Annotated in this window: 10 protein-coding genes; 6 read left to right on the top strand and 4 right to left on the bottom strand. The window is 40.8% G+C overall.

The genetic code is table 11. The features are described 5' to 3' along the window. Window positions 1-73 precede the first annotated feature (73 nt). The 6 genes from sucC (at window position 74) to pgaD (ending at window position 8468) form a co-directional block, all read left to right on the top strand. On the top strand, window positions 74-1240 hold the full coding sequence (gene sucC, locus B1201_RS07585) for an ADP-forming succinate--CoA ligase subunit beta (RefSeq protein WP_078192988.1): 1167 nt from the start codon (window positions 74-76) through the stop codon (window positions 1238-1240). 13 nt (window positions 1241-1253) lie between these two features. Next, window positions 1254-2144: a succinate--CoA ligase subunit alpha gene (gene sucD / locus B1201_RS07580; RefSeq protein WP_078192987.1), complete on the top strand. Its 891-nt coding sequence runs from the start codon at window positions 1254-1256 to the stop codon at window positions 2142-2144. A gap of 232 nt (window positions 2145-2376) precedes the next feature. Next, complete coding sequence (gene pgaA, locus B1201_RS07575) at window positions 2377-4833, top strand: poly-beta-1,6 N-acetyl-D-glucosamine export porin PgaA (RefSeq protein ID WP_078192986.1); 2457 nt, start codon at window positions 2377-2379, stop codon at window positions 4831-4833. Then, the gene (gene pgaB, locus B1201_RS07570; RefSeq protein ID WP_078192985.1) at window positions 4833-6698 is read left to right on the top strand and encodes a poly-beta-1,6-N-acetyl-D-glucosamine N-deacetylase PgaB; all 1866 of its coding nucleotides are present in this window, start codon (window positions 4833-4835) and stop codon (window positions 6696-6698) included. The genes pgaA and pgaB (B1201_RS07570) overlap by 1 nt, the downstream gene beginning before the upstream one ends. Then, complete coding sequence (gene pgaC / locus B1201_RS07565) at window positions 6698-7969, top strand: poly-beta-1,6-N-acetyl-D-glucosamine synthase (RefSeq protein ID WP_078192984.1); 1272 nt, start codon at window positions 6698-6700, stop codon at window positions 7967-7969. The genes pgaB (B1201_RS07570) and pgaC overlap by 1 nt, the downstream gene beginning before the upstream one ends. Beyond that, window positions 7956-8468, top strand: coding sequence for a poly-beta-1,6-N-acetyl-D-glucosamine biosynthesis protein PgaD (gene pgaD / locus B1201_RS07560; RefSeq protein WP_078192983.1), 513 nt, complete (start codon window positions 7956-7958; stop codon window positions 8466-8468). Before pgaC ends, pgaD begins: the two co-directional genes overlap by 14 nt. Window positions 8469-8522: 54 nt before the next feature. Here pgaD and pgaB (B1201_RS07555) read toward each other — a convergent pair whose 3' ends face one another. From pgaB (B1201_RS07555) to B1201_RS07540, 4 genes are all read right to left on the bottom strand, one after another. After that, window positions 8523-9779 (bottom strand): poly-beta-1,6-N-acetyl-D-glucosamine N-deacetylase PgaB, encoded by a 1257-nt coding sequence (pgaB, locus tag B1201_RS07555; protein WP_171263761.1) that lies wholly within the window; start codon window positions 9777-9779, stop codon window positions 8523-8525. Between the two features lie 304 nt (window positions 9780-10083). Further along, a complete protein-coding gene (locus tag B1201_RS07550) occupies window positions 10084-11796 on the bottom strand; it encodes a flotillin family protein (protein WP_078192981.1) in 1713 nt (570 codons plus the stop codon). Between the two features lie 176 nt (window positions 11797-11972). After that, window positions 11973-12611, bottom strand: a complete 639-nt coding sequence (locus B1201_RS07545) for a YqiJ family protein (protein WP_078189895.1) — start codon at window positions 12609-12611, stop codon at window positions 11973-11975. Window positions 12612-13076: 465 nt separating this feature from the next. Continuing rightward, the gene (locus B1201_RS07540) at window positions 13077-13619 is read right to left on the bottom strand and encodes a hypothetical protein (RefSeq protein ID WP_078192980.1); all 543 of its coding nucleotides are present in this window, start codon (window positions 13617-13619) and stop codon (window positions 13077-13079) included. Window positions 13620-13758 lie beyond the last annotated feature (139 nt).

The raw sequence follows: 13758 nt of genomic DNA, 5'->3' as shown, positions 1-13758 counted from the left end.
TTAAAGCTGCATTGACGGATGTCTGGGCTTTAATGGGTCATAACAAAGCGAAGAAAGAGTAAAAGGTTGTTCAATGAATCTACACGAATATCAAGCTAAAGCGTTATTAAAAAAATATGGTATGCCAGTCCAAGAAGGCGTATTTGTAACTACCGCAGAAGAAGCAGTCAAAGCTTTTGAGCAACTGGGTGGTAAGTTTGCGGTACTCAAAGCCCAAGTGCATGCAGGTGGTCGTGGTAAAGCAGGCGGCGTTAAAGTCGTAAAATCTGCACAAGAAGCCACTGATTATGTGAACCAAATGGTCGGCTCACGCTTAGTCACTTATCAAACAGATGCATTAGGTCAACCCGTCAGCGGTATTTTGGTATCTGAAGATGTTTATCCAGTAGAGCGTGAATTGTACCTAGGTGCTGTAGTTGACCGTTCTAGCCGTCGTGTGACCTTTATGGCATCGACTGAAGGCGGTGTTGAAATTGAGAAAGTTGCAGAAGAAACGCCTGAAAAAATTATTAAAGTTGAAGTAGATCCTCTGGTTGGATTGTTACCATTCCAAGCACGTGAAGTGGCGTTTGCTTTAAACCTAAAAGATGGTCAAGTGAATCAATTTGTCAAAATCATGTCTGCGGCTTATCAAGCATTTATTGAAAATGATTTTGCTTTATTTGAAATTAACCCGTTATCCGTACGTGAAAATGGCGAGATTTTATGTGTGGATGCAAAAATTGGTATCGACTCAAATGCTTTATATCGCTTACCAGAAATCGCAGCACTACGCGATAAAACGCAAGAAAATGAGCGTGAGCTGAAAGCATCAGAATTTGATCTGAACTATGTTGCCTTAGAAGGCAATATTGGTTGTATGGTCAATGGTGCTGGCCTAGCGATGGCAACCATGGACATTATTAAACTCTATGGTGGTCAACCTGCAAACTTCCTAGATGTAGGCGGTGGCGCGACCAAAGAACGCGTAATTGAAGCATTTAAAATCATTTTGGCGGATAGTTCTGTGCAAGGTGTATTAATTAATATTTTTGGTGGGATTGTACGTTGTGACATGATTGCTGAAGCAATTATTGCAGCGGTTCAAGAAGTAAATGTGACTGTACCTGTGGTTGTTCGTTTAGAAGGGAACAATGCAGAGTTAGGTGCAAAATTACTTGATGAATCTGGTTTGAAATTGATTTCTGCAAATGGCTTGGCTGATGCTGCAGAAAAAATCGTTGCTGCGGTAAAAGGCTAAGGGAGTAGAGATCATGAGCGTATTAGTAAATAAAGACACAAAAGTATTGGTACAAGGTTTTACCGGTAAAAACGGCACATTCCATTCAGAACAATCGATTGCTTATGGCACTAAAGTTGTTGGCGGTGTAACACCGGGCAAGGGCGGCACACAACATTTGAATCTACCCGTATTCAATACCATGAAAGAAGCGGTACGTGAAACGGGTGCAACGGCAACTTCGATTTATGTACCGGCACCATTTGTCCTAGATTCAATTATTGAATCTATTGATTCAGGTGTTGAGCTGATCGTCGTGATTACGGAAGGTGTGCCGACACTTGATATGCTAAAAGCCAAACGTTACCTAGAAACCTATGGTAACAATGCACGTCTAATTGGTCCGAACTGTCCAGGAATTATTACTCCGGGTGAATGTAAGATCGGTATTATGCCAGGGCATATTCATCAGCCGGGTAAAATCGGCATTATCTCGCGTTCAGGGACTCTGACCTATGAAGCTGTAGCGCAAACCACGAAGCTGGGTCTAGGTCAGTCGACGTGTATCGGTATTGGGGGAGATCCAATTCCGGGCATGAACCAAATTGATTGCTTAAAGCTGTTCCAAGACGACCCGCAAACTGAAGCGATCATCATGATTGGTGAGATTGGTGGTACAGCAGAAGAAGAAGCGGCTGAATATATCCAGTCGAATGTAACTAAGCCTGTTGTCGGTTATATCGCGGGTGTGACTGCACCAAAAGGTAAACGTATGGGACATGCAGGCGCAATCATTTCGGGTGGTAAAGGCACAGCAGAAGAGAAATTCGCTGCCTTTGAAAAAGCCGGTATGGCCTATACCCGTAGTCCTGCTGAATTAGGCTCAACTATGTTTGAAGTCTTAAAGTCAAAAGGTCTTGCTTAAGTACGGTAAGTTTCTGTTAATAAAAACCCCTCAAATGAGGGGTTTTTTTATTTTTATTTAATAATAGTGGGTGAATAGTAAAGAAAATTTATAAAATCAGCATATTCTCATTCATTATTAACACTTTAGTATGAATAATTAACCAAATTTAATCGGTCAAAATATGATATAATGTGAAACACGTCACATTAATTTAATTTGATGAATAATTACTCTTCTAACGTGAATAATCATGATTTATAAATCTTATTTATCTCGTCTATGTTTCTTGTCGATTTTTTCGAGCCTTCCTACGGTTGTATTTGCAGTTGATAATATTGATCAGCAAAGAGAACAAAGTGTTGCGGATATCCGTGTCGGTAAATTGGATCAGGGATTTAACCAATTACAAGTTTTATTAGCGCAACATCCTGAAAATCAGAAGCTCATTGCAGATTACACGCTCCTGCGTTATGCAAATGCAACCTTTAGCTCTAGAGATATGACTTACTTGGCGCAGATTAATCCAGATACGTTTCCAGATTATGGCAAAGTCAGTGTCATCAAAGCTTTACGTGATCTTAAACAATATGATCAAGCCTTACAGTGGGCACAAAAATTTTATCAGCAGGATCAATCGGAACAGTGGTTGATTTGGCAGGGTGTGCTGCTGGCAGAATCAGGTCAAAAAGAACAAGCAAAACAAAAACTGGCAAATCTCAACTTACAGTCGCTTGGTGCAGATTATCTTTCGCAATTAGCCTATGCCTATCGATTATTGGATATGCCTGCTGAATCCCTCAATGCAGCGAAATATGCGCTAGCAAAACAGCCCAATGCAGATACCCAAGAACAGTATATATTGGCTCTATTGCAAAATAGCGATTTTGCCACTGCACAAAGCTACATTCAGGCCAATGGGCTCAATAGTTCTAAGCCAGTGTTGCAACATTTGCTCAAGATGAATGAGTTCTCACAGCGTATCCAACAAGGCATTCAAGCCTCAAAAAATGCGTTTGATATGAAGCGTGGGGCAACGGCATTTGAACCACTAGATCGTGTTCTGGTTGAAATGAGTGCTTATGAAGACTCACTTCCTGCAGATGAAGCCAGTAAACGTAAATTTTATTATGAATATATCTATGCCTTAAATGCACGTAATGCTTCAAAGCAGGCACTAGCACAAGTAGAAAAAACCGGTCAAACAGCTAAAGAAATGCCTGCTTATGTACGACATGCTTTGGCAGACAGTTATTTAAAATTACGTCAACCTGAAAAAGCTGAGCCTTTATATCAGAGTTTATTTGCTGAAAAAAATTATGCTGACTATAACGTCTATGCTGGTTTGTATTATAGCTTGATCGAACAAGAAAAATTTAAACAAGCTAATCAGTTAATCGACACTATGGACAAACAATTGCCGACCTTTGTTTATAGTAATGCGAAAGGGGTTGATAAGGCGCCACACGATGATCGTACTGAATTTATTGCGTTGAAGGGATTGAACTATGCTTATCGCAACGAGCATGAAAAAGCGGAACGTTACTTTAATGACTTAACCGCAAAGGCTCCTGGCAATATCGGTTATCAAAATAATTTGGCATTAATTCAACGTTGGCGTGAAAAACCAGAGCAGTCCCAGCACAATTTGGCACAGCAGAATAGCTTGGAGCCCATTTCACAGGGAACGCAAATTAACCGCATGCACAATTTCCAAGCCTTGAGCCAAATTCAAGCTTGGCGTGAACTCAATCAATATATGGTCAGCCATGTCGGTGATGATACGGGCGTAAAACAAAGTAAAAAAGAATTGGATGATCGGAATCGTGCGTCAATTCAACATCAAAGTACCTTTGCGAAAAGTGAGTCTGATGATCCTCGTGTACAAAATCGCCTGAAAGGTTCACGTGAACAGGAAAACTGGACGCGTATCAATAGCCCATGGTTTTACGATAATTATCGACTCTTTGCAGACCATAGCAATCGTTGGTCGAAGTATGAGTCTGGCAAATTAAAAGACCAAAGGATTGGCATGGGTTTAGAGTGGGCTTCGGATCGTAAAGCTGCATCTGCATTATTCTCTCAAAGCACCGATGGCGACCGTTTTGGTGTGCAATTGGATTGGTCACATTGGCTGAATGATCATTGGAACTATGCACTGGGTTACGATAGCCAAGCGGATATTCCATTGCAATCTTTGGCACAGGACCACGAAGGGCAGGCTTATCGTTTTGCATTGAACTGGCAACAAAATGAATCACGCAAAGCAGGTGCAAGTTATCAATTGACCGATATTGATGATGGCAATCTACGCCAAGAACTATCGGGATATTTTAAACAACAATTCCAGCAATCTCCGCATCATATTTCTGCGGCAACACTGCGTGGTTATTACGGAAAAAATGATCCGGTTGATGTGCCTTATTTTAACCCTGAACATAGCTATAGCGCTGAAGTGACATTGGAACATGATTGGATGACATGGCGTGACTATGAACGTCATTTTAACCAGCACTTTGCAGCAACTATCGGTACATTCGGACAAAAAGGCTACTCAAGTCGTCCGATTTATAATTTGTATTATCAACATGATTGGCAGCTCTCACGCACGTGGAAATTGAACTACGGCATAGGTTGGGGTTCACATCCGTATGACGGAAAAGATGAAGATCGTAGCTATGCAGTTGTTGGATTTGAGGGGCGCTTCTAATGAAAAATACATTAATACACCGCTTGTTGAAGCAAAGCTTAGTTCTAGCTGTGACTTTGCCCATCAGTACGACATATCTTTTTGCTGACAATAATGTGCCAAAAACTGCAAATTTGGCGATGCCTGAACTTGATGAAAGTACCGCACATAACCAATTTGTAACGCTGACCTTTCATGATGTTCGAGATGATGTTGCCAAACGTGGTGACCGAGATGTCTATGCGATTAGTACGCAAAATCTTGGGCAATATTTTGCGTGGATTAAACGAGAAGGTTGGCAACCCATTCGTTTAGAAGATGTCATGCAGGCTCGCTTACAAAAGAAAAAGTTACCTGAAAAGGCACTGTTATTAACCTTTGATGATGGTGCGCTAAGTAGTTATAGCAAAGTTTTTCCATTGTTAAAGCAATATCAATTTCCTGCAGTTTTTGCTATTCCAACCAGTTGGATTAATGGTAATACCAAAGATGCTTATGAAGCTTATGGTGTGGGTAATTTGATGAATTGGGATCAAATGCGGGAAATGCAAAAGTCGGGATATGCCGAATTTGTGTCGCATTCGGATGATCTGCATCATGGTATTTTGGCAAACCCACAAAAAAATATGGAACCTGCTGCGATTACGCGCCAGTATTTTCCAGCTCAAAATCGTTATGAAACCGATGCTGAGTTTGAGCAGCGTATTGTGCAAGATTTGAAGAAATCTAAACAAGAACTCGATCGTCAACTGGGTATTCATAGTATGGCAATCTTCTGGCCATACGGTGCAGTTACACCGGAAATTGAGGGATATGCACGTAAAGCAGGACTGCCCATGTCCTTTAGCTTAGGTAATGTGGTCAGTCAGGCAGATTCAGTGCATACCTATCAGCGTGCCTTGATTATGGATAACCCAACACCAGAGTTTATCCACCAAAATATGGAAGACTTTATCGTTGAAGCTCGTGCGCCTTATAAACAACGTAAAACATTCCTGAATTTTAATTTGACTGAATTACAAGCGCCAACGGATGAGCAATCAGATCAGAAATTAGGGAGATTATTAGATCAGGTCAATGCGTTAAAAACTAATACATTGCTTTTAAATGCCGCAGTTGATCATGATGGTGACGGTAAAATTGATGCCTTATTTTTCCCAAATTCAAAACTGCCGATGCAGCAAGATTTACTGAATCGTACCGTATGGCAAGCTCGTACACGAATTGGTAATCGAGTCTATGCACAGCTTCCAATTAGTTTAGAGCTACAGCAGGGGATTAATCTAGCAGACCTAACGGCAGATCTATTGAAAAATAACAGTTCGCTAGAAGGTTTAATTATTAATACCGGTAACAGCTTGGACTGTGCAATTCATTCAGCTCAGTGGTCAACCGCATGTACTGAGCAAGTGCAAAAAATTATTGCAATTAAAGAGCGTAGTAAGGCGCAAGCGCATTTTTATTCCAATATTAGTAATGACAACCAAACCGCGCTCAAGGTGAATTTAACTGGACATCAGTTTTCTGGATTAAAACCGTTGGTGACTCGTGCCCTAACAGCGTCGGACTTTCTGTATTTAAGTATTAACCCAGGTCAACATCCGCAAAGTTTTAAAGCCTTTATGTCCGCATTGAAGACTTTGAATACAGAGCAAAAGCAACGCTTGATTGTCAGTTTAGATATCAATCCAAATATGAGCGAGAAAGATTGGGTGAAGTATCAGCAAAACTATCAGGCTTTACGCGCAGCGTCGGTTCAAAAAATCGGACTGAATAATTATCAGCTTCAGGATGGCGAACGCGTTCAACATCACCTATATCAAAGCATCAGCTTGAATGGCAGTCCACTGACTTACCGTGATCCGTATATACAAGGAGGTCAGTAATGCACGAATGGGAACTGAGTTTTAACGATCTGTTTTTTGCCTTTGCTTTCCTATATCCCTTGTTTATGGCGTGGATTTGGATTGCTGGAGGCGTGTGGTTCTACTTAAAGCGTGAATGGAAACAACCTGAACTTCCCGTGCCAACTGAGCATGGCTGTAGCATCATTGTGCCTTGCTTTAATGAAGAAGCACAGGTACGAGACACGATTCGATATGCGATGCAGAGCCAATATCCAAATTTTGAAGTGATAGCGGTGAATGATGGAAGTAAAGATCGAACCGCTGAAATTCTAGACCAATTGGTACTCGAATATCCTAAATTGCGTGTGGTGCATTTGGCTGAGAATCAGGGTAAAGCGTATGCATTACGTGCAGGCGCGATGGTCAGCCAATTTGAGTACTTGATTTGTATTGATGGTGATGCATTATTGCACCCGCATTCGGCACTTTGGATGATGCATCATCTGACCAGTTTTCCACGCGTGGGCGCTGTAACCGGTAATCCACGTATTGTGAACCGCTCAAGCATCTTGGGTAAAATTCAGGTCGGTGAGTTTTCTTCGATTATTGGCTTAATCAAGCGCTCTCAAAGAACCTATGGTCGTATTTTTACAGTGTCAGGTGCAATTGCAGGATTTCGAAAAACGGCACTCGACCGCATCGGTTATTGGCGTGATGACATGATCACAGAAGATATTGATGTGTCATGGCGTTTGCAGTTTGATCATTGGGATTTGCACTATGTACCGCAAGCCCTTTGCTATATCTATATGCCAGAAACATTTAATGGACTTTGGAAACAACGTTTACGTTGGGCTCAAGGCGGCATCGAAGTACTATTTGCCTATTTACCTAAAATATTTAAATGGCGTTTACGTCGGATGTGGCCGATTGCATTCGAATCTATCATTAGCGTGATCTGGGCCTATGTCATGTTCAGTATTTTTGTCTTGTATTTTTATGGTCTATTTTTCTCATTACCGGGCGAGTGGGCGATTCAATCACTTTTACCTCAATGGTATGGGGTGATTTTAGGCGTGACCTGTTTATTCCAGTTCCTCGTGAGTTTATGGATCGATCGCGCTTACGACAAAAAACGCTTACTGCGAAATTATTTTTGGGTGATTTGGTATCCCTTATTTTTCTGGATCTTAGCCATGCTGACAACGGTCGTTGCTTTGCCAAAGACTATTTTTAAAACCCAAAAGCGTGCGCGTTGGGTCAGTCCAGACCGTGGATTTAGAGGGGAGGAAAACAATGAACCAAGTTAATTTTCAAAATCAGAAGCCAGTCGCAGATTCAGATTTTAAAATTATTCAAGATGAATCATTGCTTGAAATACCTGAATATATTGATAAACCTGAATACGTCAAACGTAAGTCCGCAGGCTATGGACTGATGGCAGTCGGGTGGATGCTTTGGATGTGGTTGTTTTTACCGCTATTAACCCTTGTGTTTTGGTGGTTTGAAGGCACGGTGGTGTATTCACAGGTTATGGATCAGTCCCAACCGATGACCAGTCTATCGATCATGAAATTGATTTTCTCAATCGGAATCTTTATTTGCTGTCTATTTGTTTGGGCAAGTTATAACTGGCTGCGTTTTCACGGTGAAGACCGACGAAAGGCGCCTGAGAATGCTCAAGATGAAGATTTGGCGAAAAGCTTTCATGTAAAAGCCAGTGATATAGCCACGATGCGAGAATCAAAAAATATTACCTTGCACTATACGGATGATGGTCAATTAGAACACTATAAAATCAACAGCTAATCAGCGTTCTTCATCAGATCTAGAATCCTAGATCTGATGATGTAGGCATTGGTATCAGTCCTTAGCTAGGGCAGGTGCAAATGCCTTTTTTATTTGCTGTACATCTGGATGATTTTGCACGAAATCATCTGGATAATACCCAATATGTTGCACACCATGCTGTTCCAGTAAACGGATGGTGTCAGTCAGTTCCTGATTGGAAATAGGTTTTTGATGATTCCAATCGGTCACTTGAAGTTCAAAAATGGTACGGCTCAAATTGGGGTCATATTTTTTGGCACGTTCAATCAAGTTTAAATAAAACTGACGATGGTCATCTGCCTTTTCCATATAGGGCATGGCCATGATGGCGTTGTAATCATAATGTTGATAGGTGCTGGCATTAGACTGGCTAAACCATTTTTCACTGTTCGGGTTCAGCACGGCTTCTGCATACATATTACGAGCAAAATGTAAGTCGGGTTGCTGCTGTTTTAAAATCTGACTGATGCCTTCAGCAAATTGGTCTAGATAAGCCGTTTTGTAGCGTGAAAATTCAAGCTGCTGCGCATGCTTTGGCTGTCCAATCAATTGTCGATCGAAGCCCCACGTTTTGTATGTCTGAAGTGCTGCGGCACTATTATCCTCAAAATCATTGAGAGTGATATCATCATGATAAAGTATGCCATCTACTTTATTCTGCTGAATAAAATCTAGAAAAATTTCTGCTGTGTATTGTTGGTTTCTTGGGTCAAAGGGCGATATTCGAATATAACCTTTCTTTTCACTTTGGCTTTTTACATATTGCAGCGGGTATTGTTTCGGAAACTCCCACGCTATTAAAGGCAGCCATGCATATACAGTTTTTACTTGAGTCTGCTGTCGTATTTCGTGCAAAACACGTTGAAATAAATCTGAGCGCATTGGGATATAGCGATTTTTAAAATACACCGCATCAGCCGAACCATTGGCATCAGGGTCTGCAAAAGCCTGTAGAAAAATCGTATTGGCTTCAATGCGACGGATACGTTCGATCAAAGCGCGGATATTTTTTTCTAGTTGAGCCTGATTGGCATCATATACATAATCTAAGTCGATATGCATAATGCGCATACGCTCTGTAGTGCTTGGCTTTGGTGTTTTGCTGGTCAAGGTTTGATGTAAAGGATTGGCTGATGCATATTGCTTGACCAAATCTTGTATAGGGTGGTGGATAATACGTACCGTTTCAGCACTGCTACAGCCTGAAAAGACCAAACCGAAGCAGGTCATTAGACCTATTAATTTTTTAAAGGGGCGTAGGGAAGTAACGGCATTTAAGGAAGAAGTCATATTTATACTTGCACTGAGCGTATTATCATTCGTAAATGTTTTCATCGCATATTTTGCTGCACGTTTTAGCAAGTACAGCTAAGTAGAATATGATGAATTTGAAGATTGTAGCAAGATTGCAGGGGAAGGGTTATTCTTAAAAGTGTGATTTGGTTTGCACTTTGTTGTGATCCAGTATTTCGTCATTTTAAAGTCATGATTTGGTACTGAACGAATTTTTTAAGCTCTCGTAAGTCTTCCTTGTCGATGATCTCAATAAAAAACCGCAGGATTAAGCTGCGGTTTTTTTAGCGTGTAAAACGAATTAACCAGCTTTTTTGTTTAAGCTCTGAGTTAAACCGTTAATATCGCCACCTTGGATACCAAGCTCACTCATCAAGCTATCAATCAGTGGGGCCTGGCTGCGGTAGCGTAAGGCACTATTCACCACTTGGTCTGATAAGGCAACATTGCCGCTGCCTTCGTGGTGAGCATCACCTTGGCAAGAACCTGCATGACCACCATTTAGACCATTTACTTGCAAAATCTTAATGTCATCAATGTTTTCCATTGGTTTAACACTTTCGCGAATGATTTCTGGTAAGTATTTCAGCATCGCTAAACGAATTTGCATTTCAACCTGTTCAGATGACAATACGTTGTTTGCTTCGTTCACTGCACGTGTACCTTCAGCATCAACTTGGTATTGTTTTTCCATCGCTTGAGCCAACAGAACTTTTGCGTCAGCTTCACCTTTGGCTTTTAAGCGAACTTTTTCAGCTTCGGCTTCAGCTGCAATACGAATCGCTTCAGCTTCATCTGCGGCTGCTTGTTTACCCGCTTCAGCCGCGACAGTAATGGCAATCGCATCTTTCTCCGCTTTTTCTTTCGCAGAGACTAATTCGACAGCTTTTTGACGTTCAGCTTGTTGGATCTGACGAACGGTAATCACTTCTTCTTCGGCTTTTACCGCTTGAGCACGTGCTTGATCGGCATGTGCTTTAGCTTCAGATTCAGCACGAGATTTTTCAGCAATGGCAATGGCACGGTCTTGCTCAGCCAATTCAATGGTTTTCTTTTGTTCCACTTGGGCTTGCTGAATAATTTGTGACTTTTGAATATTTTGATTTTCAACGTCACGTGCAGCAGTAATACGCTTTAAGTCAACTTCACGTTCAGCAGCAATACGCGCTTCTTCGGCTTCACGTTTTTTAGCAGCTTCTTGTGATGCAATTTCTGCAAGCTGTTCTGCACGACGGATTGAAATTTCACGTTCTTGTTGCAGTTTTGCATATTCTTCTTCACGCAAAATTTGTAGACGTGCTTGTTCTGCTTCTAAGTTCTTGGTCTTAATTGCAAGATCTGCATCTTGTTCAATCGCATTACGTTTACGACGACGGTCCTCAATGGTTTCTGTCAGTTTAGTTAAACCTTCAGCATCGAACGCATTTTGTGGGTTAAAGTATTTAAAGCCTGTTTGGTCTAAGCCAGTTAATGAAACAGTTTCAAGTTCCAAACCGTTTTTATGTAAATCTTCAGACACCACTTGCTGAACTTTTTGTACGAAGTCGACGCGTTTTTCATGCAACTCTTCCATCGCCATTTCTGCGGCAACTGCACGCAATGAGTCAACAAATTTACCTTCAACCAAATTTTTAAGCTCATTTGGTGACATGGTCTTTTGACCTAACGTTTGTGCTGCGGTAGCAATCGAATCTGCGGTTGGTTTCACACGGACATAGAACTCCGCCATCACGTCGACACGCATACGGTCACGTGTAATCAGCGCTTGGTCATCTGCACGACGTACTTCAAGACGTAGGGTGTTCATATTGACTGGAATAATTTCATGCAGCACAGGAAGCACAATAGCACCGCCACCTAAAATCACTTTTTCACCGCCGAAGCCTGTACGCACAAATGAAATTTCTTTACTTGAGCGACGATAAAGTCGAGCAATAATAAAACCAATAAAAATAAGTGCGGCAAAAATTATCCCGACTGAAACAAGGATACCGCTTGGAATAATGTCTAACATGGACGTTTATCTCTTTTGTTGTAATTCAAGTTAACCCTCTAAAGTGCTAACAAGTTTGGTTTAAAAATCAGTATTTTGTTGACTCATCATGACTTCGATATATGCAGAAGGTATGACGTGTTAAATGTATTTATATGGTGTTAAAAGAACTGATCGAGCATCAATTCATTCAAAATTTAGAGCATGGTGGCTTGAAAGCCTACATTTGTTTTTTGGGTTAAAACCACTGATTGACCTTGGCTGAAAATTTCATCTTGTTCAGGTTCAACCAAAATATAATGGGTCAATCCGTGTTGATCTTTGACTTTGGCTTGAGCAGGAGACTGTGGTCGTGCATCACCCAAAATGATCGTGGCCGTTCTACCGATCAATTCATCACTATAAATGGCAGTTGTTTCATCTTGCGGTAAAATACGGGCAATGAGCATTGCGCTAAAACGTACGAAGGGCATGCACAGAAAAATACATGCAGGAGCAATAATCCATGCACTGAACATCATACTGGTCATTTGGTTAACGACGGCTTGAATAGCAAAGCCCAACAAACTATAGACACATAAGAAAATGATGAGCCATACGAACAGCGGAATACGACCCAAATACAACCAATCGAGCACACGTGTCACGATACCTGCATCGGCATCTACACCTAGCTCTGCATTATGACCAACATCCTCAGGTAGGAATTGATCTAAGAAGCCTTGAGAACCACCCCCTAAAATTGTTAACACAATCTCAAAAAGTCCAAACAAGAACATTAAGCAGAGACTGATGCTAAACACGATATTAGACGGGTGAGTAAACAATTCCCACATTATATTTATCTCTATATTTATGCTTATAAAAAATCAAAAAAAATAATTCTGGCCGAATTTTTTTCAGTAAATAAAATAACATTATCTGTCGAAATTGTGTAAAAAAATTACAGATCAGATTAACAAAAAGTCGGCTTTTATGTGAGCTATTACTAAGTTTTTCTTTAAAAATAGTTGATCAATTAAGTCAGGATTATCTAAATCTAAAGTTAATAGTATTTCTGCTTTACCCATTTAAGATTTAAGTCATTGTGATCAATCAAATTTTCAGTCTAATTGCAGATATATAAGTGGTCGTGCTTAACGGAGAGAAATGGCTTGTTAAAAGGCACAGAAAACAATGTTAGGAAATGTAAATTTATAACCGCCACGGCAGTGCTGAGAAGCTTTACCGTGACTTTCGATGTCATATGGAGATTTGAACTGGTGTTCAATAGAGCTATTTTTAGGTGGCTTTAACCGTTTTTATAACAATGAAGTTTGAATGCGTACTTTCATATCTAAAGCCGCTTGAACAATAAAGGTTTTCATCCACTTCACTTGTTCGCCCATCGGATTGGTTTTAATCGCAGTGTCTAAAAAGCCCATGCTTTCAAGTTGAAACAATTGCTTTTCGATCTCTTCCTCTAACTGGCTGCTATTGGCTGCGAGCGGGAAGTGGATTAAGTGAAATGCTTTGGGAAAATTGTAAAAAGCATAGAGCAGATTAAATGCACGTTGATCGGCCTTTAAATTGCCAGCGCCAATTTCATAGCCGCGATCTTGGTTACTATGAGTCACCCCAATCAAAAACTCGAGTTTATTGTCCAAAAGTCGTAGACCGAACTGAAGGCCAATTTGGTCTGCACTCAGCTCATGTTGGATAAAGTTATTCAGCGGGCTGCCGTCATCATTTAAAGCTTCTTGGAGCACGAGCATGTGTGAAGAATGCTGATAAATATAGCCAGCAAGACCTGCGGCTTCAATCAGCGACTTTAAGGTTTCAAGCGTATAGTGACTATATGGCATATCAATAACTATTGGAGAGTGATATAGCTACTTTAAGTACATTGAGCGAGTTTGAATACCGATTGTTTAGAGGATTTAGCGATTAGTTAATTGATAAAAAATTGCGTAAACTTACGGGTCTCGGACTAGAATAATAATG

The organism is Acinetobacter sp. ANC 5600, from assembly GCF_002018395.1.
Lineage (GTDB): Bacteria > Pseudomonadota > Gammaproteobacteria > Pseudomonadales > Moraxellaceae > Acinetobacter > Acinetobacter amyesii.
The sequence above is the reverse complement of the archived record's forward strand: the minus strand, read 5'-3'. Positions and strand labels throughout refer to the sequence as shown.

Coding starts and splice junctions, on each gene's coding strand:
- pgaB (WP_171263761.1), bottom strand. CDS start 9,779: ATGACTTCTTCCTTAAATGCCGTTACTTCCCTACGCCCCTTTAAAAAA.
- pgaB (WP_078192985.1), top strand. CDS start 4,833: ATGAAAAATACATTAATACACCGCTTGTTGAAGCAAAGCTTAGTTCTA.
- sucD (WP_078192987.1), top strand. CDS start 1,254: ATGAGCGTATTAGTAAATAAAGACACAAAAGTATTGGTACAAGGTTTT.
- pgaC (WP_078192984.1), top strand. CDS start 6,698: ATGCACGAATGGGAACTGAGTTTTAACGATCTGTTTTTTGCCTTTGCT.
- sucC (WP_078192988.1), top strand. CDS start 74: ATGAATCTACACGAATATCAAGCTAAAGCGTTATTAAAAAAATATGGT.
- pgaA (WP_078192986.1), top strand. CDS start 2,377: ATGATTTATAAATCTTATTTATCTCGTCTATGTTTCTTGTCGATTTTT.
- pgaD (WP_078192983.1), top strand. CDS start 7,956: ATGAACCAAGTTAATTTTCAAAATCAGAAGCCAGTCGCAGATTCAGAT.
- B1201_RS07540 (WP_078192980.1), bottom strand. CDS start 13,619: ATGCCATATAGTCACTATACGCTTGAAACCTTAAAGTCGCTGATTGAA.
- B1201_RS07550 (WP_078192981.1), bottom strand. CDS start 11,796: ATGTTAGACATTATTCCAAGCGGTATCCTTGTTTCAGTCGGGATAATT.
- B1201_RS07545 (WP_078189895.1), bottom strand. CDS start 12,611: ATGTGGGAATTGTTTACTCACCCGTCTAATATCGTGTTTAGCATCAGT.